The sequence below is a fragment of the Klebsiella sp. BIGb0407 genome (genome assembly GCF_024807845.1).
GTDB lineage: Bacteria > Pseudomonadota > Gammaproteobacteria > Enterobacterales > Enterobacteriaceae > JGM124.
This window is the reverse complement of the sequence record NZ_JANUEQ010000001.1, coordinates 1,399,592-1,426,423: the sequence shown is the minus strand read 5'-3', so window position 1 is coordinate 1,426,423 and position 26,832 is coordinate 1,399,592. Positions and strand designations below refer to the sequence as shown.

19 protein-coding genes are annotated in these 26,832 nt (G+C 48.7%); 12 read left to right on the top strand and 7 right to left on the bottom strand.

Translation table 11 applies throughout. The features are described from left to right. The first annotated feature begins 47 nt into the window (after positions 1 to 47). From araG to yjfF, 6 genes are all read left to right on the top strand, one after another. A complete protein-coding gene (gene araG / locus M2387_RS06585) occupies positions 48 to 1,568 on the top strand; it encodes an L-arabinose ABC transporter ATP-binding protein AraG (RefSeq protein ID WP_259048017.1) in 1,521 nt (506 codons plus the stop codon). Positions 1,569 to 1,582: 14 nt separating this feature from the next. Beyond that, complete coding sequence (gene araH, locus M2387_RS06580) at positions 1,583 to 2,563, top strand: L-arabinose ABC transporter permease AraH (RefSeq protein WP_259048015.1); 981 nt, start codon at positions 1,583 to 1,585, stop codon at positions 2,561 to 2,563. Between the two features lie 282 nt (positions 2,564 to 2,845). Then, positions 2,846 to 3,802: a galactofuranose ABC transporter, galactofuranose-binding protein YtfQ gene (gene ytfQ, locus M2387_RS06575; protein WP_259048013.1), complete on the top strand. Its 957-nt coding sequence runs from the start codon at positions 2,846 to 2,848 to the stop codon at positions 3,800 to 3,802. A 194-nt stretch (positions 3,803 to 3,996) separates the two neighbouring features. Further along, complete coding sequence (locus M2387_RS06570) at positions 3,997 to 5,499, top strand: sugar ABC transporter ATP-binding protein (protein WP_259048011.1); 1,503 nt, start codon at positions 3,997 to 3,999, stop codon at positions 5,497 to 5,499. A 10-nt stretch (positions 5,500 to 5,509) separates the two neighbouring features. After that, on the top strand, positions 5,510 to 6,529 hold the full coding sequence (gene ytfT / locus M2387_RS06565) for a galactofuranose ABC transporter, ATP-binding protein YtfT (protein WP_259048010.1): 1,020 nt from the start codon (positions 5,510 to 5,512) through the stop codon (positions 6,527 to 6,529). Beyond that, entirely contained in the window at positions 6,516 to 7,532 is a 1,017-nt protein-coding gene (gene yjfF, locus M2387_RS06560) for a galactofuranose ABC transporter, permease protein YjfF (protein WP_259048008.1), read from the top strand. The genes ytfT and yjfF overlap by 14 nt, the downstream gene beginning before the upstream one ends. 187 nt (positions 7,533 to 7,719) lie before the next feature. Here the strand turns inward: yjfF and infA are convergent, their stop codons facing one another. The 5 genes from infA to trxB form a co-directional block, all read right to left on the bottom strand. Beyond that, entirely contained in the window at positions 7,720 to 7,938 is a 219-nt protein-coding gene (infA, locus tag M2387_RS06555; RefSeq protein WP_002211347.1) for a translation initiation factor IF-1, read from the bottom strand. A gap of 281 nt (positions 7,939 to 8,219) precedes the next feature. Continuing rightward, complete coding sequence (aat, locus tag M2387_RS06550; RefSeq protein WP_259048003.1) at positions 8,220 to 8,912, bottom strand: leucyl/phenylalanyl-tRNA--protein transferase; 693 nt, start codon at positions 8,910 to 8,912, stop codon at positions 8,220 to 8,222. A 55-nt stretch (positions 8,913 to 8,967) separates the two neighbouring features. After that, positions 8,968 to 10,686 carry a heme ABC transporter ATP-binding protein/permease CydC gene (cydC, locus tag M2387_RS06545; protein WP_259048001.1) on the bottom strand — a complete coding sequence of 573 codons (1,719 nt, stop codon included), beginning with the start codon at positions 10,684 to 10,686 and terminating at the stop codon, positions 8,968 to 8,970. Beyond that, entirely contained in the window at positions 10,686 to 12,452 is a 1,767-nt protein-coding gene (gene cydD / locus M2387_RS06540) for a heme ABC transporter permease/ATP-binding protein CydD (protein WP_259047999.1), read from the bottom strand. The genes cydC and cydD overlap by 1 nt, the downstream gene beginning before the upstream one ends. Positions 12,453 to 12,569: 117 nt before the next feature. Beyond that, positions 12,570 to 13,538, bottom strand: a complete 969-nt coding sequence (trxB, locus tag M2387_RS06535) for a thioredoxin-disulfide reductase (protein WP_259047997.1) — start codon at positions 13,536 to 13,538, stop codon at positions 12,570 to 12,572. A gap of 494 nt (positions 13,539 to 14,032) precedes the next feature. Between trxB and lrp the strand changes: the two genes are divergently transcribed. The 6 genes from lrp (at position 14,033) to M2387_RS06505 (ending at position 23,474) form a co-directional block, all read left to right on the top strand. Next, positions 14,033 to 14,527 (top strand): leucine-responsive transcriptional regulator Lrp, encoded by a 495-nt coding sequence (lrp, locus tag M2387_RS06530; RefSeq protein WP_002439523.1) that lies wholly within the window; start codon positions 14,033 to 14,035, stop codon positions 14,525 to 14,527. A gap of 120 nt (positions 14,528 to 14,647) precedes the next feature. After that, positions 14,648 to 18,439 (top strand): DNA translocase FtsK 4TM domain-containing protein, encoded by a 3,792-nt coding sequence (locus tag M2387_RS06525; protein WP_259047995.1) that lies wholly within the window; start codon positions 14,648 to 14,650, stop codon positions 18,437 to 18,439. A gap of 143 nt (positions 18,440 to 18,582) precedes the next feature. Further along, a complete protein-coding gene (gene lolA, locus M2387_RS06520; RefSeq protein WP_259047994.1) occupies positions 18,583 to 19,194 on the top strand; it encodes an outer membrane lipoprotein periplasmic chaperone LolA in 612 nt (203 codons plus the stop codon). 8 nt (positions 19,195 to 19,202) lie between these two features. Next, positions 19,203 to 20,546: a replication-associated recombination protein A gene (locus M2387_RS06515; protein WP_259047992.1), complete on the top strand. Its 1,344-nt coding sequence runs from the start codon at positions 19,203 to 19,205 to the stop codon at positions 20,544 to 20,546. A 92-nt stretch (positions 20,547 to 20,638) separates the two neighbouring features. After that, on the top strand, positions 20,639 to 21,931 hold the full coding sequence (serS, locus tag M2387_RS06510) for a serine--tRNA ligase (RefSeq protein ID WP_259047990.1): 1,293 nt from the start codon (positions 20,639 to 20,641) through the stop codon (positions 21,929 to 21,931). A gap of 394 nt (positions 21,932 to 22,325) precedes the next feature. After that, positions 22,326 to 23,474 carry an MFS transporter gene (locus M2387_RS06505; protein WP_259048330.1) on the top strand — a complete coding sequence of 383 codons (1,149 nt, stop codon included), beginning with the start codon at positions 22,326 to 22,328 and terminating at the stop codon, positions 23,472 to 23,474. A 45-nt stretch (positions 23,475 to 23,519) separates the two neighbouring features. Here M2387_RS06505 and pflA read toward each other — a convergent pair whose 3' ends face one another. Further along, entirely contained in the window at positions 23,520 to 24,260 is a 741-nt protein-coding gene (pflA, locus tag M2387_RS06500) for a pyruvate formate lyase 1-activating protein (protein WP_259047989.1), read from the bottom strand. A 286-nt stretch (positions 24,261 to 24,546) separates the two neighbouring features. Then, the gene (pflB, locus tag M2387_RS06495) at positions 24,547 to 26,829 is read right to left on the bottom strand and encodes a formate C-acetyltransferase (RefSeq protein ID WP_259047988.1); all 2,283 of its coding nucleotides are present in this window, start codon (positions 26,827 to 26,829) and stop codon (positions 24,547 to 24,549) included. Between the last annotated feature and the right edge of the window lie 3 nt (positions 26,830 to 26,832).

Here is a 26,832-nt window from a genome sequence, read left to right as displayed (position 1 = left end):
CTCGGCGGGGAGAGTCTCCCCGCCGATGACGTAAACTTGGAGACAGTATGCAACAGCAAACACCACACACCCCTTATCTTTCATTTCGGGGTATCAGCAAAACCTTTCCGGGTGTAAAGGCATTGCAGGATATCAGTTTTGACTGTTATTCCGGTCAGATACATGCGCTGATGGGAGAGAATGGTGCAGGGAAGTCAACCCTGTTAAAAATCCTCAGTGGTAACTATTCACCTACACAAGGCAGCATCATTTTGCGTGGTGAAGAGGTGACGTTTGCCGATACGCCAGCGGCACTTAATGCCGGGGTCGCAATTATTTATCAAGAGTTACACCTGATCCCTGAAATGACGGTCGCGGAGAATATTTATCTCGGTCAGTTACCTCATAAAAGCGGGATTGTGAATCGATCTTTGCTCAATTACGAAGCCAGATTACAACTGGAACATTTAGGGTTAGATATTGACCCTGATACCCCGCTCAAATATTTATCTATTGGGCAGTGGCAGATGGTAGAAATTGCCAAGGCACTGGCGCGCAATGCCAAGGTTATTGCCTTTGATGAACCCACCAGCTCATTGTCACGCCGCGAAATTGACAATCTGTTCCGCGTTATTCGTGAACTGCGTAAAGAAGGTCGGGTTATTCTTTATGTTTCCCATCGTATGGAAGAGATTTTCGCCCTCAGCGATGCCATCACTGTGTTCAAGGATGGGCGCTATGTGACCACCTTCACCGATATGGAGCAAGTTAATCATGACTCGCTGGTACAGGCGATGGTCGGGCGTGAACTTGGGGATATTTATGGCTGGCAGCCGCGTGAGCAGGGTGCTGTGCGTCTGAAACTCGATAATGTTAAAGCACCCGGAGTACGAACGCCTATCTCGCTTACCGTTCGCCGGGGTGAAATTGTCGGGTTATTTGGCCTGGTGGGTGCCGGGCGAAGTGAATTAATGAAAGGGTTATTTGGTGGTACACGTATTACTGGCGGTAAGGTTTCTATTGATGGGATAGATATCAATATAACCCAGCCCGGTGATGCAATTCAGGCGGGAATGATGCTCTGTCCGGAAGACCGCAAAGCCGACGGAATAATTCCGGTTCATTCAGTACGTGACAATATCAACATCAGCGCCAGACGTAAGTCTGTCGGTGCAGGCTTCTATATCAATAAACAGTGGGAAGCGGACAACGCGGATAAACATATCCGTGCTCTGAATATTAAAACTCCCTCAGCTGAGCAACTGATTATGAATCTCTCGGGAGGGAATCAGCAAAAAGCCATTCTGGGACGCTGGTTATCAGAAGAGATGAAAGTGATTTTGCTGGATGAGCCAACCCGCGGTATTGATGTTGGAGCAAAACATGAAATCTATAACGTTATTTACGCCCTGGCGAAGCAGGGGGTCGCAGTGCTATTTGCCTCGAGCGACTTACCGGAAGTCCTTGGCCTGGCTGACAGAATTATCGTTATGCGTGAAGGCGAGATAGCCGGGGAATTATTACATTCCGAGGGCAGTGAACAGCAGGCACTCAGTCTGGCGATGCCGAAACAGAGTGAGCCCGTATAATTAAGGAGCAAAAAATGTCTACATTATCGACCTCTGCTACCCGCAAATCGGTCTTCAGCCTCGGTCGTATCTGGGATAACTACGGCATGCTGGTGGTCTTTGCCGTGTTGTTTATTGTTTGCGCGATTTTTGTGCCCAACTTCGCCTCCTTCGTCAATATTAAGGGACTTGGGCTGGCCGTTTCTATGTCAGGAATGGTGGCATGTGGCATGCTATTCTGCCTGGCGTCGGGTGATTTTGACCTGTCGGTCGCTTCCGTTATTGCCTGTGCCGGTGTGACCACCGCTGTCGTTATTAATATGACAGAAAGTTTGTGGCTGGGCGTTTCGGCAGGGCTATTACTCGGCATGCTGAGTGGGCTGGTCAACGGGTTTGTTATTGCTCGTCTGAAGATTAATGCCCTGATTACGACGCTTGCCACTATGCAGATCGTCCGTGGACTGGCCTATATTATTTCTGATGGCAAGGCGGTTGGGATTGAAGATGAGCGTTTCTTCGCCTTAGGTTACGAGACGTGGTTTGGACTTCCAGCTCCTATCTGGCTGACGATAGGTTGTCTGATTATCTTTGGTTTTTTACTGAACAAAACGACTTTTGGTCGCAATACCCTGGCGATTGGTGGTAATGAAGAAGCTGCCAGACTTGCTGGTGTGCCGGTGGTACGTACCAAGATTATTATTTTTGTCCTCTCCGGGTTAGTGGCGGCGGCGGCGGGAATTATTCTGGCTTCGCGTATGACCAGCGGGCAGCCGATGACCTCTATCGGCTATGAACTGATTGTTATCTCTGCCTGCGTACTGGGTGGCGTATCGCTTAAAGGGGGTATCGGAAAAATTTCCTATGTCGTGGCTGGGGTACTTATTCTCGGCACTGTTGAGAATGCCATGAACTTACTTAACATTTCACCTTTCTCACAGTATGTGGTTCGCGGTTTGATTCTGCTGGCGGCGGTTATCTTTGACAGATATAAACAGAAAGCAAAACATACCGTTTAAATGACAACTAGGGCCGTAGTCAATCTTGATTATTATTTATCGGCCTAGGTTCACTAATGTGAAATATATTTTTAATATCTGATTAATTCTAAGGCGGTAAATGACGGTATAAAAATCCATATGGCCAGTTGCTTTTTTAATGTCGGAATAAATATTAGTTAATTATATAAATGTTATTAAATTTTTGCGATTTGTGACACATCATAATGAGTTGTTTTGTTTTATTTTATATTTGTAAAACACGTTTAAGCCAATATTAATCATCATTCATGAGGATTCATTATGTGGAAGCGCCTGGTTTTAGTTACTGCAGTATCCGCAGCAATGTCGTCTATGGTTATCGCTGCTCCCTTAACGGTCGGGTTTTCTCAAGTTGGATCTGAGTCCGGATGGCGGGCAGCGGAAACCAGCGTAGCGAAAAGTGAAGCTGAGAAGCGTGGTATTACGTTAAAAATCGCCGATGCTCAGCAAAAACAAGAGAATCAGATCAAAGCCGTTCGTTCATTTATTGCTCAGGGAGTCGATGCTATCTTCATCGCGCCTATTGTTGCAACAGGCTGGGAACCGGTATTAAAAGAAGCAAAAGAATCTGAAATTCCAGTGTTTTTACTGGACAGGTCTATTGACGTAAAAGATAAGTCACTCTATATGACGACCGTCACAGCAGATAACGAACTGGAAGGAAAACTTATCGGTGAATGGTTGATCAAAACCTTGGATGGTAAGCCTTGTAATGTCGTCGAATTACAGGGAACCGTGGGTGCCAGCGTGGCAATCGATCGTAAAAAAGGTTTCGCAGACGCTATCGCCAGCGCACCTAATATTAAAATAATCCGCTCTCAGTCTGGTGACTTCACGCGTAGTAAAGGCAAAGAAGTCATGGAGAGTTTTATTAAAGCAGAAAATAATGGCAAGAATATTTGCATGGTCTATGCCCATAATGACGATATGGTTATAGGGGCTATTCAGGCAATCAAAGAGGCTGGTCTGAAACCAGGAAGTGATATTCTTACCGGTTCAATAGATGGTGTTCCTGATATTTATAAAGCAATGCTTGATAAAGATGCAAACGCCAGTGTTGAGTTGACACCTAATATGGCTGGCCCGGCTTTTGATGCGCTGGAGAAATTTAAAAAAGACGGCGTGACACCTGAAAAAGTTATTATTACAGAATCAATTCTCTATTTGCCTGATACCGCAGCAGCAGAGTTAGAGAAAAAGAAAAATATGGGATATTAAGTATATATCTCCTGAAGAATTCGAGTTGCTTGTAGAAGCTGATTTTATTTAATTGATGATAAAGGATGACTTTACAGGATGTTGAAATCAACGCCCAAGCAACTTGAAGCATGGTTGAAATATCCCCGGGTGGCATGAAGTGTGACGGTACAGCCCTCTTTTATAAGAGGGCTGGCTGTAGCGAGGAGAGTAATATGACTGCGGAGCAGCATGGAGAGATCCTGCGTACCGAAGGACTCAGTAAAATATTTCCCGGCGTCAAAGCGCTGAGCAATGTTAATTTCAGCCTGAGAAAAGGGGAAATTATGGCCTTGCTGGGTGAGAATGGCGCCGGAAAATCAACCCTGATAAAAACATTGACCGGGGTCTATCATGCCAGTCATGGAACTATCTGGCTTGACGGTAACGTCATTTCCCCACGTGATACCGCACATGCTCAGCAGTTAGGTATCGGCACGGTATATCAGGAAGTGAATCTGCTGCCTAATATGTCGATTGCAGATAATCTTTTTATTGGGCGCGAGCCACGGCGCTTTGGCTTTATTTGCCGAAAAAAAATGGAGGCCCAGGCAACTCAGCTGATGGCCGATTATGGCTTTTCGCTGGATGTTCGCGAGCCACTCAACCGCTTTTCGGTGGCAATGCAACAGATTGTTGCTATCTGCCGCGCAATCGATCTTTCTGCCAAAGTCTTAATCCTTGATGAACCGACTGCCAGCCTTGATAGCCAGGAAGTCGAAATGCTATTCACTCTGATGCGCCAGCTGCGTGCTCAGGGGATCAGCCTGATTTTTGTTACCCACTTTTTGGACCAGGTTTATGAGGTTAGCGATCGCATTACGGTGCTACGTAATGGAGAATTTGTTGGCTGCCACGAAACTGAAAAATTACCGCAGATAGAACTGGTCAAAATGATGTTAGGCAAGGAGCTGGATACCAAAGCATTACAGCGGGCCGGACGTACCCTGCTCAGTGATAAACCGATTGCTGAATTCAAAAACTTTGGTAAAAAAGGCACGATTTATCCCTTCGATCTACAAGTCAGGCCGGGCGAAATCGTTGGCCTGGCAGGGTTGTTAGGGTCAGGGCGAACAGAAACAGCTGAAGTTATTTTTGGTATTAAACCTGCCGATAGCGGTAATGCCTGGATAAAAGGTAAGCCTGTCAGTCTCCGATCACCGTCCTCTGCCTCTCGTATGGGTATGGGCTTCTGTCCTGAAGACCGTAAAACGGATGGCATCATTGGGGCGGCATCCGTGAGTGAGAATATTATTTTAGCTCTGCAAGCCCAGCGTGGCTGGCTGAGACCCATTTCACGTAAAGAACAGCAGGCCATCTCCGAGCGGTTTATTCGGCAATTGGGTATCCGGACGCCGAATGCAGATCAGCCAATAGAGCTGCTATCGGGTGGGAACCAGCAAAAAGTATTACTGTCCCGCTGGTTACTGACTAAACCCCAATTCTTGATCCTCGACGAGCCGACCAGGGGAATTGACGTAGGCGCACACGCGGAAATTATTCGCTTGATTGAAACCCTCTGCGCAGACGGACTCGCCTTGCTGGTGATTTCATCAGAGCTTGAAGAGCTGGTGGGTTATGCCGATCGCGTTATTGTCATGCGAGATCTCAAACAGATTGCCGAGATCCCTTTAGCCGAGCTTTCGGTTACGGCCATTATGAATGCCATAGCGGCATAAGGAGAATGACGTGAGATCTCTTTTTCAGTCCGCATCGCTAAAAGGAAGGTTCACCTGGCCCAAAGGAACACCACAGGTCATAGCTCTGCTATTGGTGTTAGTCGCAGATAGCCTGGTTTCAAGCCACTTTTTTAATATTACTTTGCAGGATGGACGGCTTTTTGGTAGCCCGATTGATATTCTTAACCGTGCAGCACCGGTTGCTTTGCTGGCAATTGGTATGACGCTGGTCATTGCTACCGGGGGAATTGACCTTTCAGTTGGCGCTATTATGGCCATCGCAGGAGCAACGGCTGCTTCTATGACAGTGGCAGGACATAGTCTGCCAGTGGTTCTTCTTGCTGCCATCGGCTCGGGCGTTCTGGCGGGATTATGGAACGGTATCCTGGTATCTGTTCTCAAGATCCAGCCATTTGTGGCAACACTTATCCTGATGGTTGCCGGACGTGGTGTTGCACAGCTGATAACCTCAGGACAAATCGTCACCTTCACTTCTCCGTCTCTGGCTTGGTTGGGAAGCGGTAGCTTCTTGTTATTTCCCACCCCGGTCATCATCGCGTTAGTCACTTTGATTGTGTTCTGGCTGTTTATTCGTAAAACCGCTCTGGGTATGTTTATCGAAGCAACCGGTATTAATATTCGGGCCGCGAAAAATGCCGGTGTCCGTACGCAAACGGTGGTGTGTTTAACCTATGTGCTGAGCGGGGTCTGTGCGGCGATTGCCGGTATTATCGTGATGGCCGATATTCGCGGTGCAGATGCCAATAATGCGGGATTATGGTTAGAACTGGATGCCATCTTAGCGGTTGTTATCGGCGGTGGGGCATTAATGGGAGGGCGGTTTAATATGTTTCTCTCCGTTATTGGTGCTCTTATTATCCAGGGGATGAATACCGGGATCCTGCTCTCAGGATTTCAGCCGGAGTTGAATCAGGTCGTGAAGGCTGTTGTTGTTCTGTGTGTGCTTATTGCCCAGTCGCCACGCTTTATCTCCCTCATCAAGAGAATGTACAATCATGATAAAACGTAATTTACCGCTGATTATCACAATAGGTGTATTTATTCTCGGCTATATCTATTGTCTGACACAGTTCCCTGCTTTTGCGTCGACCCGTGTCATTTGTAATATTCTTACGGATAATGCGTTTCTGGGGATTATTGCGGTTGGCATGACCTTTGTGATTATCTCAGGCGGCATTGATCTTTCTGTCGGGTCAGTTATTGCTTTTACCGGCGTTTTTTTAGCCAAAGCTATCACGTTATGGGGTATTTCTCCGTTCATTGCTTTTCCGCTGATACTGGTGATGGGCTGTATGTTCGGCGCGTTTATGGGGCTATTGATTGACGCCCTTAAAATTCCGGCATTCATTATTACTCTGGCAGGGATGTTTTTCCTGCGGGGTTTAAGTTATTTAATGTCAGAAGAATCAATCCCGATTGATAGCCCGGTCTATGACACTCTCTCAACGCTTGCGTGGAAAATTCCTGGTGGCGGACGCTTAAGTATTCTCGCTTTAATTATGCTGGCTGTGGTGGTCATCGGTATTTTTCTTGCTCATCGTACTCGGTTTGGTAATCAGGTTTATGCCCTTGGGGGCAGTGCGACGTCTGCCAGCCTGATGGGAATATCAACCCGCAGTGTCACTATCCGAATTTATATGCTGTCCAGCGGGCTGGCGACGCTTGCCGGAATTGTCTTTTCTATTTATACCCAGGCAGGTTACGCTTTATCAGGTATCGGTGTTGAACTGGATGCGATTGCGTCAGTGGTGATCGGCGGTACGTTATTAAGTGGTGGTGTGGGTACCGTTCTGGGGACACTATTTGGGGTGGCTATACAAGGTTTGATTCAGACCTATATTAACTTCGATGGCACGCTAAGCTCATGGTGGACTAAAATAGCCATTGGGATCTTATTATTTATTTTCATTGCCTTACAACGAGCGCTTACGGTTCTCTGGGAGAATCGACAGAATGCTTCGGTCACCCGTGTGACGCCGATGTCGAGCTTGTCAGGTAAAAGCCATGAATAAATGACAGGTGAGGGAGTAGTATAGCTTCCAGTTAATGATTCAGGGGCAGATATTCTGCCCCTGAGCCGTTAAAAAGAATGCCGCAATATTATCTATTGCGGCATTCTTAGAAGCTTAACTGACAGACAATCCGAACTTTATAATAACAATATTTGAGTCCGGTTAAGTTAAGCGACGGGAAATGCGATCAACGGCTACGGAAGACAATGCGGCCTTTGCTCAAATCGTAGGGGGTCAGCTCAACGGTGACTTTGTCGCCTGTCAGAATACGAATGTAGTTTTTACGCATTTTGCCGGAGATGTGAGCGGTGACCACGTGCCCGTTTTCCAGCTCTACGCGGAACATGGTGTTAGGTAACGTATCAAGAACGGTACCCTGCATTTCAATATTGTCTTCTTTGGCCATCTAATCCTCTGAGGTATCGCTACCATAGTTTGAACCGGCAAGATAATGCCGAAGTTCTCTTATCATGTAAAGTCTTGTTGGTGAATTCACCAGCAAAGTCATTTTGCCTGCCACCCGCAAACCGTTAAATACCACATCATATGGGGTACTGAATTTTTGAGGTGATAAATATCGAGGGTATTCCCTTTAATTACTCATCCTAAAAGGCAGCGGGGACACCAGGCAAAATTCACTTGGCGGCGCTGATTATAACACCCTCAAATAAATTGTGCCGAAACATATTACGCTAGATTTTGTTTATGCCAGCAACCGGAATCAATTGGCACTGAACGGAGTGAATCCAGCAGGTCAAGATAATTGCGGCGTGAAATTTCTCTGACACCCAGCGACGCGGTATGTTCGTTCAGTACCTGGCAGTCAATTAATTTGCCGCCATAATGAATAAAGTGCTGGCAGAAAACAAGTAAAGCCGTTTTGGAAGCGTTAATACGGCGACTAAACATTGATTCAGCACAAAACAATGCCCCCTGAGCAACGCCATACATCCCCCCCACCAGTTCATCGTCCTGCCAGACTTCGATAGAATGCGCGTGGCCCAGCTGATGCAAACGCCCGTATGCAGCGATAATATCCGGTGTTATCCAGGTGCCATCCGTTCGGTCGTCGGTGCAACCCGCAATAACCTGATTAAACGCCGTATTCATCGTTACCTGATAGGGGGAATGGCGATGAAAGCGTTTCATACTGCGGCTTAGATGAAACTGTTCCGGAGGAAGTACCGCTCGTGGATCAGGAGACCACCATAAAATAGGGTCACCCGGTGAATACCACGGGAAAATACCGCGCTGATACGCTGCCAGTAAACGTGCCGGATGCAGATCTCCCCCCAAGGCTAATAAGCCATTTGGCTCACGCAAGGCTTTCTCTGGAGCAGGAAACGCCGTTGAGTCTGGAGAGAGTTGCAGTAGCTGCATAACCTGATAGCTCCGTATACCGCAGTAAGTATTGCTGGCCAGCTAGCAGACAGCGTCAGACACGTTGATGAAACTGATAATAACGCCCGCCAGAAGCCATCAGTTCATCATGATGTCCCTGTTCAACAATACGGCCATTATCCATCACAACGATGCTATCAAAACGGTTCAGCCCACGTAAACGGTGCGTCACCATCAGAACCGTTTTGTCTGCGGTAACGTCTTCAAGCAACGTGAGCATCTGGTGCTCTGTTTCGGCATCCAGACCTTCGGTAGGTTCGTCAAGCAGCATCAACGGACCATTGTGCAGCAATGCGCGGGCAATCGCCAGACGACGTAACTCCCCACCGGATAACTGACGTCCGCCTTCACCCAGCCAGCTGTTTAGTCCATCATCCTGTAACAGTTTTTCCAGACCCACACGTTCAAGAATGGCACTAAGTTGTTCGTCAGTGGCAAGAGGCGCCGCCAGCAGTAAGTTATCACGTAGGGTGGCGCTAAACAGATGGACGCGTTGAGGAACAATGCTGGTAGCCGCACGTAACGTGCTTTCATCAAAAGTATTGAGTGGAATACCGTTCAGGGTAATTTCACCCTGCTGGCTGTCCCAGGCGCGAGTGAGCAGCTGCAACAGTGTGGATTTACCGCATCCGGTGCTACCGAGGATCGCAATATGCTGCCCGTTACCAATGGACAGATTAATGTCCTGCAGCACGGCTTGTGGCTGGCCTGGATAGGTAAAGCTAAGCTTGCAAATTTCAAGCGCAGCCTCTGGCTGTTTTTCTTGTGGCTGGTCAGGGAAAATAACACTGACTTTTTGCTCGGTAATCTGACTGACACGCAAGGCAGAAGCAATCACCTGGCCAAGGTGCTGAAACGCGCCCGTGACCGGAGCCAAGGCTTCAAAGGCAGCCAGAGAACAGAAGACAAATAAGGCAATCAGGGCACCGGGAACATCATGTGAACCTACCCCAGCCGATGCCATCCACAAGATGGTGATCACCGCGATACCACTGATCAACAGCATCAAGGCCTGAGACAAGGCACTCAGCGATGCCTGGTGATACTGTGCTTCCTGCCAGCGTTGTTCTGACGTATCCAACTGAGCCCGCGCTCTGTCAGCGGCTCCAAAAATTGTTAATTCAGCATGACCCTGAAGCCAGGCGGTCAGTTGCTGACGGTACTGTCCGCGCTGTACCGTGACCTTCTCGCCGCTAGGACGTCCTGCGCGATAGAACAACGGAGGAAGCAAAATTAACGTCGCTAATAAAATCCCACCCAAAGTCAAAGCCAGCTCGACATCCAGTATGCTCAGGCCCATCGTTACAACGACGATGACGACAAAAGCCCCTACCAGCGGCGAAATAACACGCAGGTAGAGGTGATCCAGAGTATCGACGTCTGCCACCATACGGTTAAGCAATTCCCCCTGGCGAAAACGCGCAAGCCCGGCAGGTGAGAGAGGAATCAACTTACTGAAGGTGGTAACACGTAAGTGTTCCAGTACCCGAAAAGTGGCGTCATGGCTGACCAGGCGCTCACAATAACGTCCTGCTGTACGAATGATAGCCCCGGCCCGAACGCCCGCAGCCGGTAGCATATAGTTAAAATAAACGCCGGACAGGCCAACTACGGCGGAGGCAGATAAGAACCATCCGGATAATGTGAGCAGGCCAATACTGGCTAACAGAGTCACAATGGCAAGGAGTACACCAATCGACAGTAGCCATTTATGACGGCGATATAAAGCAAGATAAGGCAACAGGGCGCGCATCAAATCTCCTCCAGACGATGAGCCAGCAGAGCCGCAAAGGGGCCATCCTGTGTGGCTAACTGAGCATAACTGCCTTGCTGAATGATTTTCCCGTCACGCATCAGCCAGACTTCGTCCCAGTCGCTGATATAATCTAACTGGTGTGTCACCATCAGGGTAGTTTGTTGGGTTGAAGCATCCCCTAGTGCCGCCATCACGCGTTGTTCACTATGGGCATCAAGACTGGCAGCGGGTTCATCAAGTAACATTAACCGACAAGGATTGATTAATGCCCTTGCCAGTGCAACACGCTGTGCCTGACCTACCGATAAACGCGCGGCATCATCCCCAATAACGGTATCCACTCCGGCAGGGAGTAAGGGTAAAAACTCGGTGACAGAGGCTTTATCCAGGGCGGTTTGCAGTCGGGTATTATCAGCTTCTGGTGCACCCAGTAATACATTTTCACGCAGTGTCGCTGCCGGTAGCTGCGGGTTTTGCCCAACCCAGCTGAGTAATTTACGCCATTCGTCCGGAGCCAGTTGTGACAGCTCAATACCATTGACGGATAAACTTCCGCGATAAGGCAGAAAGCCGGATAATACATGTAGCAGTGAACTTTTTCCGGCACCACTTTGCCCGACCAGCACCACTCGACTGCCTGCGGCAAGCGTAAAGGTCAGTGGACCTGCGAGGAGGTGTCCCTCGGGCGAAAGAATTTCCAGTTCCCGGGCCTCAATACTCAGTGCAACGCCCTGGGGTAATGTTTGCTGACCTTGCTCGGGGTGTTGCAGCGGTGCATCCATAAAGGTCATCAGCGTATCGGCAGCACCCACGGCTTGCGCTTTTGCATGATAAAAAGCGCCCATATCTCGCAGTGGCTGGAAAAATTCAGGCGCAAGGATCAGGGCCAGGAACCCGGCAAAGAGGGTGACGCCTGTACCATAGTGACCAAAGTTGAGTTCGCCGAGATAAGAGAAGCCAAAATAGACGGCGACCAGAGCGATAGACAATGAGGCGAAAAATTCCAGCACGCCGGAAGAAAGAAACGCCATGCGCAGCACTTCCATCGTGCGTTCACGAAAATCACGACTGGCAACACGAATATTTTCTGTTTCCGCCGCTCCGCGATCAAAAACGCGCAATGTCTCCATTCCCCGTAATCTGTCGAGGAAATGCCCGCTCAGACGGGCTAATGCCTGGAAGTTACGACGGTTAGCATCAGCGGCACCCATTCCCACCATCGCCATAAACAAGGGAATCAATGGCGCAGTACACAGCAGAATTAAGGCCGCAACCCAGTTGATTGGGAAGATAGTAATCACCACCAGCAATGGGACGATGGTCGCTAGCGTCATTTGTGGCAAATAGCGCGCATAGTAGTCGTGCATATCTTCTATTTGCTCAAGGATAAGCGTTGCCCAGCTCCCAACCGGTTTACCTTTGATCCACGCGGGACCCGCCTGATGCAGACGATCGAGCACTTTTTTACGAATCACTCTGCGGATATGTAAGCCCGCATAATAACCGACCTTCTCACGCAGCCAGACGACCCAGGCTCGCAAAACAAAGACCCCTGCCAGTTGGACAAAAGGCAGCAATAATGCTTCACGAGGAATGCCCTCGATAATCATATATTGCAGTAAATTGGCCATAATCCAGGCCTGAGCGATAATCAGTAAACCACTCACGAGACCAAGCAGGCGTGACAGGGCGAGCCAGCGGCGGGAAATGATACTTTGTTGTTTTAGCCAGCGGCTAATTTCTTGTTGACGGGTCTTATTCATCGCGTGCCAGATTGCAGTTAAAAGGAGGAATTCCCGGACAATTTCAACGCGTAATCTTACATTGCAGGATGAATAAAGGCGACCCGGAAGGACGCCTTTTATTGTAAATTATTAAATTTATTTACTTTGTGTCGCTAACGCGTCGAGATAACGCTCAGCATCTAGCGCTGCCATACAGCCTGTTCCGGCAGAGGTAATGGCCTGACGATAAATATGGTCCATCACATCACCGGCGGCAAAAACACCAGGAATACTGGTTTGGGTGGCATTACCCTGGGTACCGGACTGCACTTTGATATAACCATTTTCCAGCTCAAGCTGACCGTTAAAGATAGCGGTGTTCGGGCTATGACCAATGGCAACAAACAGACCAGCAACTTCCAGCGTTTCTTCAGCACCGTCTTCTTCAACACTGCGAAGACGGAGTGAGTTGACGCCCATCTGATCGCCCAGTACTTCATCGAGTACCTTGTGGGTATGCAGAACGATATTGCCATTTTGCACTTTATCCATCAGACGATTGATAAGGATTTTTTCCGCGCGGAAACTATCACGACGATGAATTAAATGAACTTCAGAAGCAATGTTAGCTAAATAAAGAGCTTCCTCAACTGCGGTATTTCCGCCGCCAATAACCGCGACTTTCTGATTCCGGTAAAAGAAACCATCACAGGTGGCACAAGCGGAGACTCCACGGCCTTTAAAGGCATCTTCAGAAGGAAGACCCAGGTAGCGGGCAGAAGCACCTGTCGCAATAATTAATGCATCACAAGTGTATTCAGCATTATCTCCGGTCAGACGAAATGGACGATTCTGCAAATCAACCGCTGAAATATGGTCAAAAATAATTTCAGTATCAAATTTCTTTGCATGTTCATGCATACGTTCCATCAACAATGGGCCTGTCAGGTCGTTAGGATCGCCTGGCCAGTTTTCGACGTCAGTGGTGGTGGTTAACTGGCCGCCTTTTTCCAGACCGGTAATTAATACCGGATTTAAATTCGCGCGTGCAGCGTACACCGCTGCGGTATAGCCCGCAGGACCGGAGCCAAGAATAAGGAGCTTACTGTGTTTAGCCGTGCCCATGACAACCTCATTGAACGTTTGTCGATATTTAGTTTCGATTGTAGGGAATTCGTGACGGTAAAAAAAGTGCTGAACCCAGTTGTCCGCAATTTATGTCATTGTGGAAGGCTATTAGATTTATGAATGTGGCGATATTATTGCATAAACAATCATTGTAATTGGTACAGAATTACGGCGGTAAAAACACAAATAATCATTAGCAGAATAGATAACTTGGTACGTTTCACTAAAAATAAATGTTTTGCTTTGACAATCCCCTAAGCATTTGCGAAAACATTCTAAGAAGAAAATACATAAGGGTGAGAAGGACTATCCGTTTTTCATACCTCCTATGCATATTTATCCGAGTCATTGATATTTACGCATGGCGTGGACAGACGCCATGCGTGATAGCGATACAGCCATAAGGCATCGGTCTTCTTACGTACACCCTGAACAGTAACCTCATCAGGGTTATGTCAGGTGAAGGAAGGAATTAGAGAGAGACAATAATAATGGTAGACAGTAAAAAGCGCCCTGGCAAAGATCTCGATCGTATCGATCGCAATATTTTAAATGAATTACAAAAAGACGGACGCATTTCAAACGTTGAACTTTCAAAACGTGTGGGTCTTTCACCAACGCCGTGTCTTGAACGTGTGCGTCGTCTGGAACGACAGGGTTTCATTCAGGGCTATACAGCGCTGCTGAATCCTCACTATCTGGATGCATCACTTCTGGTGTTCGTTGAAATCACACTGAATCGCGGCGCCCCTGATGTGTTTGAACAATTTAACTCAGCGGTACAGAAGCTTGAAGAAATTCAAGAGTGCCATCTGGTATCGGGTGATTTTGACTATCTTCTCAAAACACGTGTGCCTGATATGTCTGCGTATCGTAAATTGCTGGGTGAAACCCTGCTACGTTTGCCGGGCGTAAATGACACCCGTACTTACGTCGTAATGGAAGAAGTGAAACAGAGTAATCGTCTGGTTATTAAAACCCGGTAACACTGGCCAGGTGCAAAGTTAGCGTATTTTGGTTACACTCCTGGGAATACGTACAGCAACAGTCCCGGTATGGCCCGGTTCTGTTGTTCCCATTGAGTTTGATAACCTGGAGAGCCTTTCTTGAGCCAGGAATATACTGAAGATAAAGACGTAACATTAACAAAACTGAGCAGTGGACGCCGATTACTTGAAGCGTTGCTGGTGCTTGTCGCTTTGTTTGCTATCTATCTGATGGCTTCACTACTCAGCTTTAATCCTTCTGATCCCAGCTGGTCACAAACGGCATGGCATGAACCTATCCATAATCTGGGGGGAATACCCGGTGCATGGCTGGCGGATACGCTGTTCTTCATCTTTGGTGTTATCGCCTATACTATTCCGGTAATTATCATCGGCGCTTGCTGGTTTACCTGGAAACAGCGGAATGCCGAATATCTCGTTGATTACTTTGCGGTTTCACTCCGTCTGATTGGCGTACTTGCCATGGTTCTGACTTCCTGTGGACTGGCGGCTATTAACGCGGATGATATCTGGTATTTTGCCTCTGGTGGCGTGATCGGAAGTTTGCTGAGCACGGCTCTGCAACCCCTACTGAATAGCAGCGGTGGAACTATCGTTCTGTTATGCATCTGGGCTGCGGGTCTGACATTGTTTACCGGTTGGTCGTGGGTCAGTATTGCGGAAAAAATAGGCAGCTTTACTCTTAAAATTTTAACCTTTGCCAGCCACCATACCCGTCGGGACAATACCTGGCAGGATGATGACGAGTATGAGGAGCCAGAGCCGGAAAAACAGCCCTCCCGTAAAACACGTCTGTTACGAGGCGCGATATCGCGTAAGCAGAAACTCTCGCAAAAATTTACGCCACGCCATGGGACTAATGTTGATGAGGCGTTGTTTTCAGGCAAGCGTATGGATGATGAAGAGGGCGAAGTCGCTGCAGCCCCTGCCGTCCGTGCGGATACAGACGATGTACTATTTTCTGGCAATTCAGCCACTGATTCATCGCCACAAGACGATCCGTTATTTAGCGGTCGCTCGGTAGACGATGATCCCCTGTTTAGTGGACAGTCCGCTCTTGAGCCCGCCAGAACATTTCCTGATGCAGAGCCTCAGCCTGCAGAGAGCGCACTTTTTGCGCCTGCAGCGATGATGGATACGGTTATTGCGGCACCTGAGCCTGAAATCCGCTCTTATGCACCAGAGCCAGCACCGATACCAGAACCTCAGTGGTCAGCTCCTGAACCTGAATTTGCCCCTGCTGTGTCGCCGCCTGAGCAGGCAGTACCCCCTGTTTATGAGCAGCCAGTGCATGATTATCGTGTTCCGGATGTGGTGGCCGAGCCTGAAATCAGCCCGCCTGAGCCTCCAGCAGAAGCTAAATATGTGCGTCCACCGCTCTATCATTTTGAAGAGGTAGAACAACAGCGTGCGCGTGAACGCGAACAGCTGGCTGCCTGGTATCAACCGATACCTGAGCCTGAACCGTATCGTTATTCAGCACCTAAGCCGCAACAGTCCATGACGACGCCTGAGCCATCACCGGTGGCGGTATCCGTTGCTACCGCGAGTTCGGTTCCTGCGAGCACAGTCGCTGAAACGGTGAAAACAGCAGCGGCGGCGAGTAGCTTTGCTCCGGTATTCAGCATTGCCAGCGACGCGCCACGTCCTCAGGTCAAAGAGGGAATTGGTCCACAGCTTCCACGGCCGAATCGAGTTCGTGTGCCTACCCGTCGTGAACTGGCCTCCTATGGTATTAAACTGCCGTCCCAGCGTATGGCGGAAGAGCAGGCGCGACAAGGGCAGTCTGTGCAAGAAGATGCCCATGTTGATGATGAATTTGAATTACAGCAACGTGAACTGGCTCGTCAGTTTACCTCCCAGCAACAGCAGCGTTATGGCGACTATGCTGATGACGAGGAAATATCAGACGAACAGGCAATTGCAGAAGCTGAGCTTTCACGTCAGTTTGCTGCCCAGCAGCAGCAACGTTATGGCAACAATACAGGAGATGAGGCAGCTGAAGTTGAAGCTGAGTTATCACGCCAGTTTGCTGCCCGGCAACAGCAACAGCAACAGCAACAGCAACAGCAACGCTATAGTCAGCCTGCATCATCGAATGCGACACCGTTCTCACTGGATGACTTTGATTTTCATTCGCCGATGAAAGAGCTGGTCGATGATGGCCCGCTGGAGCCATTATTCACGCCTATTGCTGAGCCTGCTGTTTCACCGCAGACCTCGCACGCAACCCCATACAATGCGCCGAGTCAGGCAGCGCCGCAGAGTCATATTCCTGCAGCGGTACATTCGGCGACTGCTGCACAGCAATATCAGTCAGAACCGGTTGCTCTGGCGAAGCCGGATGCTGAGCAAAGTTTGATTCATCCGTTCCTGATGCGAAATGGTGACAGCCGACCGCTACAAAAGCCAACCACACCGTTACCGTCGCTAAATTTGTTGTCATCACCGCCAACGACCATTGAACCTGTTGATGCGTTTGCCATGGAACAAATGGCGCGTCTGGTTGAGGCCAGACTGGCGGATTACCGCATTAAAGCGGATGTGGTCGACTATTCTCCCGGCCCTGTCATCACACGCTTTGAACTCGACCTGGCACCAGGGGTAAAAGCGGCGCGTATTTCTAACCTTTCACGCGATCTGGCGCGTTCACTTTCGACGGTCGCGGTACGCGTGGTAGAAGTTATTCCCGGTAAGCCATATGTAGGCCTGGAATTACCGAATAAAAAACGTCATACCGTTTATCTGCGTGAAGTCCTGGACTGCCCGGCATTTCGTGATAGCAGTTCACCTTTGACCGTGGTGCTGGGTAAAGATATTGGCGGCGAACCCGTGGTGGCTGATTTAGCAAAAATGCCACATTTACTGGTCGCGGGTACCACTGGTTCTGGTAAGTCGGTCGGGGTTAACGCCATGATCCTCAGTATGCTGTATAAAGCGACGCCTGAAGAAGTGCGCTTTATCATGATCGATCCGAAAATGCTCGAACTGTCAGTGTATGAAGGGATCCCGCATCTGTTGACCGAAGTGGTCACGGACATGAAGGACGCCGCCAACGCGCTGCGCTGGAGTGTCAATGAGATGGAACGTCGTTATAAGTTAATGTCTGCTCTCGGGGTACGTAACCTGGCGGGTTATAACGAGCGTGTACTGGAAGCTGAAAAGATGGGACGGCCAATTCCGGATCCTTTCTGGAAACCGGGTGACAGTATGGAAATTAGCCATCCAATGCTTGAGAAGCTCCCGTATATCGTGGTGCTGGTTGATGAATTTGCCGATCTGATGATGACGGTCGGTAAAAAAGTCGAAGAGCTGATTGCCCGACTGGCGCAGAAAGCCCGTGCCGCAGGTATTCACCTGGTGCTGGCCACCCAGCGTCCTTCAGTAGATGTAATTACCGGTTTGATTAAAGCGAACATTCCAACCCGTATCGCCTTTACTGTTTCCAGTAAAATTGACTCACGCACCATTCTTGATCAAGGAGGGGCGGAGTCTCTGCTGGGAATGGGGGATATGCTTTATTCTGCGCCTAACTCAACCACACCAATCCGTGTCCATGGTGCCTTTGTGCGTGATGAAGAGGTTCATGCTGTGGTTCAGGATTGGAAAGCACGCGGACGTCCACAATATATCACGGGCATTACGGCGACTGAGGGAGCCGAAGGTGGCGGTGGGCTGGAAGGTGATGAAGAGTTAGATCCTTTATTCGATCAGGCTGTTGCTTTTGTGGTCGAAAAACGCAAAGCCTCCATTTCCGGCGTACAGCGTCAGTTCCGTATTGGTTATAACCGTGCGGCACGGATCGTCGAACAGATGGAAGCTCAGGGCATTGTCAGTCCGCAGGGGCATAACGGTAATCGTGAGGTTCTGGCACCTCCACCGTTTGAATAACGCTGCGAATGTGAGGTGACGGTGTGGCTATGCAAAGAAGGGTATAAATAGGTGTATCCTACTGTTGTAGCCACGAAGGATCCTCTACAGTGAGTAACAGAGATACCATCACCGGATGGCAAAAAGGATTCAGAGGGAAGACAATGAAAAAAGTAGTTACTGCCTGTGTACTGTTTAGCGCGATGATCGGCAGTACAGCCTGGGCCGATGCCGCAGGGGACTTGCAGAGTCGTCTTGATAAAGTTAGCACCTTTCATGCCAGCTTTACTCAAAAAGTAACGGACGGCAGTGGGGCTACGGTGCAGGAAGGACAGGGCGATTTATGGGTAAAACGTCCTAACCTGTTTAACTGGCATATGACACAGCCGGATGAAAGCATTCTGGTGTCTGACGGTAAAACATTGTGGTTCTATAACCCGTTCGTTGAACAGGTGAGTGCCAGCTGGCTTAAAGATGTCACCAGTAATACCCCTTTCATGCTGATTGCACGTAATCAGGCTTCTGACTGGAGCCAGTACAACATCAAGCAAAATGGGGATGAATTTGTTCTGACCCCTAAAAATGGTGCGGGCAATCTTAAGCAGTTCACGATTAATGTGGGTCGTAATGGTGCGATTAACAGCTTCAGCGCCATCGAACAGGACGACCAGCGTAGCAGCTACGCATTAAAAGCCCAGCCAACGGCAACGGTTGATGCGAGTAAGTTTACTTTTACCCCCCCAGCAGGCGTAACGATAGACGATCAGCGTAAGTAGAGGTTGCAGTGAGTAATCTGTCGCTCGATTTCTCTGAAAACAGCTTTAAGCCATTGGCCGCACGTATGCGGCCAGAAAATCTTGCACAGTATATTGGCCAGCAGCATCTGCTGGCCGAAGGCAAGCCTTTCCCCCGAGCTATTGAAGCGGGTCATTTGCATTCCATGATCCTCTGGGGACCCCCGGGTACCGGGAAAACAACGCTTGCGGAAGTTATTGCCCACTACGCTGATGCTCAGGTTGAACGTCTCTCGGCTGTGACATCGGGTGTGAAAGAGATCCGCGAGGCGATAGAACGTGCCCGTCAGAATCGTCATGGTGGCCGCCGAACCATTCTGTTTGTAGATGAAGTGCATCGTTTCAATAAAAGCCAGCAGGATGCCTTTCTGCCGCATATTGAAGATGGCACGGTGACGTTTATTGGCGCCACAACAGAAAACCCTTCGTTTGAACTGAACTCCGCATTGCTATCACGCGCGCGCGTCTATTTACTCAAGTCACTCACCGACCAGGAAATAGAGCAGGTGCTTGATCAGGCGATGAATGATAAACAGCGGGGTTATGGTGAGCAGAATCTTGTCTTACCTGATGAGACCCGGCTTGCGATTGCCCAACTGGTTAATGGTGATGCCAGACGCGCCCTGAATACGCTCGAAATGATGGCTGATATGGCCGAAATTGACGCTCAAGGCCAGCGCACTTTGCCCGTCAGTCTGCTGACTGAAGTTGCCGGCGAACGCAGTGCCCGGTTTGATAATAAAGGCGATCGTTTTTACGACCTTATTTCCGCATTACATAAATCAGTTCGTGGTTCAGCGCCGGATGCCGCACTGTACTGGTACGCAAGAATAATCAGTGCCGGTGGCGATCCGCTGTATGTTGCCCGGCGACTACTGGCGATTGCCTCAGAAGATGTAGGAAATGCAGACCCACGCGCCATGCAGATAGCTATTGCTGCCTGGGACTGCTTTACCCGTGTGGGCCCGGCCGAAGGTGAAAGAGCCATTGCCCAGGCGATAGTCTATCTTGCCTGTGCGGCAAAAAGTAATGCCGTCTATACCGCATTTAAAGCCGCCATGGCGGATGCCCGCGAGCAGCCTGATTATGAGGTTCCAGTACATCTGCGCAATGCGCCGACCAAACTGATGAAGGAAATGGGCTACGGACAGAGCTATCGTTATGCCCATGATGAAACTAACGCCTATGCGGCCGGTGAAACGTATTTTCCCGAACAAATGGCACAAACGCGTTATTATTATCCAAGCAACAGAGGCCTTGAAGGTAAGATTGGCGAAAAGCTAGCCTGGTTAACTGAGCTGGATCAGAAAAGCCCCACAAAACGCTATCGCTAAGGCAGTCGTTGCGGTAAGGTTAGTAATATTATCAAGCGGTCGCAGGCTGTGGCCGCATCCCTATAATTCAATTCGATAAGCACAGGATAAGCATGCTCGATCCCAATCTGCTGCGTACAGAGCCAGACGCAGTCGCTGAAAAACTGGCACGCCGAGGCTTTAAGCTGGATGTAGAACTGTTAACTACGCTCGAAGAGCGTCGTAAAGTATTGCAGGTTCAAACAGAAAATTTGCAAGCTGAACGTAACGCACGATCGAAATCCATCGGGCAGGCGAAAGCACGCGGTGAAGACATTGAACCGCTGCGTTTGCAAGTTAACCAGCTGGGCGAAGATTTGGATGCAGCTAAAGCCGAACTCGATACTCTGCTGGTGCAGATCCGTGACATTGCGCTGACTCTGCCGAATATCCCTGATGACTGCGTTCCGCTGGGTAAAGATGACAGCGACAACGTTGAAGTCAGTCGCTGGGGCGAACCACGTAAATTTGATTTCGAGGTTCGCGATCATGTGGCGTTGGGTGAATTAGCGGGAGGTCTGGATTTTGCTGGTGCCGTCAAACTGACAGGTTCACGCTTTGTGGTGATGAAAGGGCAAGTTGCTCGTCTGCATCGTGCACTGGGCCAGTTTATGCTGGACCTGCATACTGAACAGCATGGCTACAGTGAAAACTATGTCCCGTATCTGGTTAACCAGGAAACGTTGTACGGTACCGGGCAATTGCCTAAATTTGGCGGTGACCTGTTCCATACCCGTCCACTGGATGAAGAAGCTGAGACCAGCAACTATGCGCTGATCCCAACTTCCGAAGTGCCTTTAACCAACCTGGTACGTGATGAGATCCTCGATGAAGAATCTCTGCCGCTGAAGATGACGGCTCACACCCCATGTTTCCGCTCTGAAGCGGGTTCATATGGTCGTGATACGCGTGGTCTGATCCGTATGCACCAGTTTGATAAAGTCGAGATGGTACAGATAGTACGTCCGGAAGACTCAATGGATGCGCTGGAAGAAATGACCGGCCATGCAGAGAAAGTATTGCAACTGCTGGGACTGCCTTACCGTAAAGTGTTGCTGTGCAGTGGTGATATCGGCTTTGGGTCACGTAAAACTTACGATCTCGAAGTTTGGTTGCCAGCCCAGGATACTTACCGTGAAATCTCTTCATGCTCCAATATGTGGGATTTCCAGGCGCGCCGCATGCAAGCCCGCTACCGTAGTAAAGCCGACAAGAAAACCCGTCTGGTTCATACCCTGAACGGTTCTGGTCTGGCAGTAGGTCGTACACTGGTGGCGGTGCTGGAAAACTATCAGCAGGCTGACGGTCGTATCGAAATCCCTGAAATACTGCGTCCTTATATGAAAGGACTGGAATACATCGGTTAATCTTTTGTACTGCTGAACACTCACAGTGGTCAGTTATCAAAAGGAGATGATTTCCTGTTAAAAAAAGCGCCTGTAGGCGCTTTTTTTGTATCACTTTCATTGGTTTCACTGATCTTGTGATACCCCCCATCTCAGAGTAAAAAATGCAATAAATGAAAAAATTTCACACAAAGATCCATGAAATTTTTCGTCTCAAAAAAAACCATACTTTTTGTGTTATTTTATTAAAAACATAGGGATAACCTTTCCTGCAGGACTAAGTTTGAGTTGCAGGATGAATTTTTTAAATCGATATACTCAAAAACCTCTTAGCCCCCGCCAGCACTGGATTGACAATCATTTTTCTGGTGGCATGATGCGCACAATTGCTCACTCCTTCACGGTTTTTTTATCCATGCCAACCTATACCCGCCCCATAAAGTTATTACTTTGTGGGCTTATGCTATTGACCCTCGTAATAGCCGTGCTTAACACGCTGGTACCACTCTGGCTGGCGCATGAAAACCTGCCTGTATGGCAAGTGGGTATCGTGAGTTCAGCCTACTTTACGGGTAACCTGGTGGGCGCGATGGTGACCGGGAGCGTCATTAAATATCTTGGTTTTAATCGTAGTTATTATCTGGCTGTATTACTTTTTGCCCTGGCCTGCGCCGGGCTAGGCTTAATCGTGGGTACTTGGAGCTGGATGATATTCCGCTTTATTGCCGGTGTAGGCTGCGCGATGATCTGGGTGATTGTTGAAAGTGCCTTGATGTGCAGTGGTACGACTCAAAATAGAGGACGTTTACTGGCGGCCTACATGATGGTGACTTATATCGGTACGGTGCTGGGACAGTTTGCTGTCAGTCAGTTACCGACGGCGCTGGTCAGCGTACTGCCCTGGGCCACTGCATTGGTGCTGGCAGCTATTCTACCGCTGTTGTTTACCCATATCATCAATAACAGCCAGACACAGCAGGAAAGTACCACAGTGCGCTTAATGCTGCGTTTGCGTAACGCGCGCCTTGGGGTTCATGGCTGTGTTATCTCCGGCGTGATTTTGGGGTCGCTGTACGCCCTGATGCCGCTTTATCTGAATCATCAGGGATTAAGTGATTCCGATATTGGTTTTTGGATGGCGATGATGATCAGTGCCGGGGTAATTGCACAGTGGCCGATTGGTCGTCTGGCTGATAAATATGGACGGCTGCTGATCTTACGTGGGCAAGTGTTCGCGATTGTTGTCGGCAGCGCTGGCATGTTGAGTCACGCAGCTATGGCACCGTCACTGTGTATTCTTGGCGCTGCGGGGTTTACTCTGTATCCGGTAGCCATGGGCTGGGCCTGTGAGAAAGTCACTCATCACCAGTTAGTTGCCATGAATCAGGCACTGTTGTTGAGCTACACCGCGGGGAGTTTGTTAGGTCCTTTACTGACAGCGGCTTTGATGCAGAGCTACTCTGATAGCTTGCTATTTATCGTTATTGCTGGCGTTTCACTGGTGTATCTGATGCTGCTCTTGAGCAAAACAGGCCAGCATTCAACTCCAGTGGCACATGCCTGAAAAGCAACAGGCGCTCTTGTGAGCGCCTGTAAGTAACCTCAAGGGTTAGTACATCACTTTATGCCCGTACTGCTCAAGAATACCTTTGACGCGTTCCATGGTCTCTTTTGTCGGCGGATTAACGCCATCCAGTTTGTACTCTTCGCCCATCGCAACCCATTTATGTTTACCCAGTTCATGGTAGGGGAGCAGTTCGATTTTTTCGACGTTACCCATATCCCGAGTAAATTCACCCAGACGATGGGCGGAGTCGTCATCATCTGACCAGCCTGGAACGACAACATAGCGGATCCAGACATTGATATTCTTTTTCGACAGGTAGCGAGCAAATTCCAGAGTACGCTGGTTAGAAACACCGACCAGGTTCTGGTGAATTTCATCATTGATCTGCTTCAGGTCGAGCATCACCAAGTCTGTGACCTCCAGTAATTCATCAATTACCGGATCGTAACGGCGGACAAAGCCATTGGTATCGAGACAAGTATGAATGCCTTCTTTATGACAGGCACGGAACCAGTCACGTACAAATTCAGCTTGCAGAATGGCTTCACCACCCGATGCCGTGACGCCGCCACCCGAGGCATTCATAAAATGACGGTAGCTGACAACATCAGCCATTAATTCCTCAACAGTGATTTCCTTGCCACCGTGCGTATCCCAGGTATCGCGGTTATGGCAATAGAGGCAGCGCATCAGGCAGCCCTGGAAGAAGGTGATAAAACGGATGCCCGGGCCATCTACGGTGCCACAGGATTCAAAAGAGTGGATTCGTCCAATAACTGACATTGCGGCGTTTCTCCAGCTATGACCCATTGCGAGTCGACAATCGATTTTTTATGTTTAGTCTGTTTTGCCGATAACCTGTCAGACAGATAATCGGCAAAGCAGGCTATTCAGTCTTGCCGTTGGATAACTGACTTATACTAGCACCAGTAATTTAAAAATAATAAATAAATCAATTCGTTAGATTTTAAAAATGCAAAGAGGGAAAAACCACGTTTTTCCCTCTTTGTTATTAAGGACTCTACTGTAGCAAAATCCTTATTCCAGGTCTTTTATTCAGGCAAAGACCTTAGAAGCTCTTAGTAAATGTACGAGTGATTACGTCTTGCTGTTGCTCTTTAGTCAGAGAGTTAAAGCGCACTGCATAACCCGATACACGGATGGTTAGCTGTGGATATTTCTCTGGATGCTCCATCGCATCAAGCAGCATTTCACGGTTCATGACGTTCACGTTCAGGTGCTGACCACCTTCAATGGACGCTTCATGATGGAAGTAACCATCCATCAGACCCGCAAGGTTAGTTTTACGTACATCGTCATCTTTACCCAGTGCGTTTGGTACGATAGAGAAGGTATAAGAGATACCATCTTTCGCGTAAGCAAACGGCAGTTTGGCGACGGAAGTCAGAGAGGCAACAGCACCTTTCTGGTCACGACCGTGCATTGGGTTAGCGCCCGGACCAAACGGAGTACCAGCACGACGACCATCTGGGGTATTACCGGTTTTCTTACCGTAAACCACGTTAGAAGTAATGGTCAGTACTGACTGAGTTGGAACTGAGTTGCGGTAAGTTGTCAGTTTCTGAATTTTTTTCATGAAACGTTCAACCAGGTCAACAGCGATATCATCAACACGTGAGTCGTTGTTACCGAACTGTGGATATTCGCCTTCGATTTCGAAGTCAACCGCCAGGCCATCTTCATCACGAATAGGTTTTACTGTTGCATATTTAATCGCAGACAAGGAGTCAGCTGCAACAGAAAGACCAGCAATACCACATGCCATAGTACGAACAACATCACGGTCATGCAGAGCCATCAGTGATGCTTCATAGCTGTATTTGTCATGCATGTAGTGGATGATATTCAACGCAGTGACATACTGTTTTGCCAGCCAGTCCATAAAGTGGTCCAGACGAGCCAGTACAGTGTCATAGTCCAGAACGCTATCCATGATAGGCAATTCTTTCGGACCAACCTGCATTTTCAGTTTTTCATCAATACCGCCGTTGATAGCATACAGCATGGTTTTCGCGAGGTTAGCACGCGCACCGAAGAACTGCATTTGCTTACCGATAACCATTGGGCTCACGCAACAAGCAATCGCGTAGTCATCGTTATCGAAGTCAGGGCGCATCAAATCATCGTTCTCATATTGCAGAGAAGAGGTATCGATGGAGACTTTTGCCGCGTATTTTTTGAAGTTCAGTGGCAGTTTTTCAGACCACAGAATAGTGATGTTTGGCTCTGGAGACGGTCCCATAGTGTAGAGGGTGTTCAGAACACGGAAGCTACTTTTGGTAACCAGAGTACGGCCATCAACACCCATACCGGCGATGGATTCAGTTGCCCAGATTGGGTCACCAGAGAACAGCTCATCATATTCAGGCGTACGCAGGAAACGTACCATACGCAGTTTCATAACCAAGTGGTCAATCATTTCCTGAGCATCAAGCTCAGTGATTTTGCCTGCTTTCAGGTCACGTTCAATGTACGCATCCAGGAAGGTTGATACGCGTCCGAAGGACATCGCAGCACCGTTCTGAGATTTTACTGCTGCCAGGTAACCAAAATAGGTCCACTGAACCGCTTCCTGAGCATTAGTCGCAGGACCAGAAATGTCGTAGCCATATTTAGCTGCCATTTCTTTAATTTGGCCCAGAGCACGGTGCTGTTCAGAAATTTCCTCACGCAGACGGATGGTTGCTTCCAGGTCTTCGCCGTTTTCCAGTTTGCTCTGTAAAGAAGTGAACTGAGCAAATTTGTCTTTCATCAGGAAGTCGATACCGTACAGTGCAACACGACGGTAGTCACCGATGATACGACCACGGCCGTAAGCATCTGGCAGACCGGTGATAACACCAGATTTACGACAACGAATGATGTCTGGGGTATAAACGTCAAACACGCCCTGGTTATGGGTTTTACGGTATTCGGTGAAGATTTTTTTCAGCATTGGGTCGAGTTCACGACCGTATACTTTACAAGAACCTTCAACCATTTTGATGCCACCAAACGGAATGATCGCACGTTTCAATGGCGCATCAGTTTGCAGACCAACGATAGTTTCGAGGCTTTTATTGATATATCCCGCGTCATGGGCGGTGATAGTTGAAGCAAGGTCGGTATCAAAGTCAACAGGAGCGTGAGTACGGTTTTCCTGTTTAACGCCTTCCATTACGGAATCCCACAGTGTAGTGGTTGCGTCTGTCGCACCTTCCAGGAAAGACTCATCGCCTTCATACGGTGTGTAGTTTTTCTGAATAAAGTCACGTACGTTGACTTCATTCTGCCAGTCGCCTTTCGCAAAGCCTTCCCATGCGGTGGCCAATTTTTCATTGAGATCGGACATGTA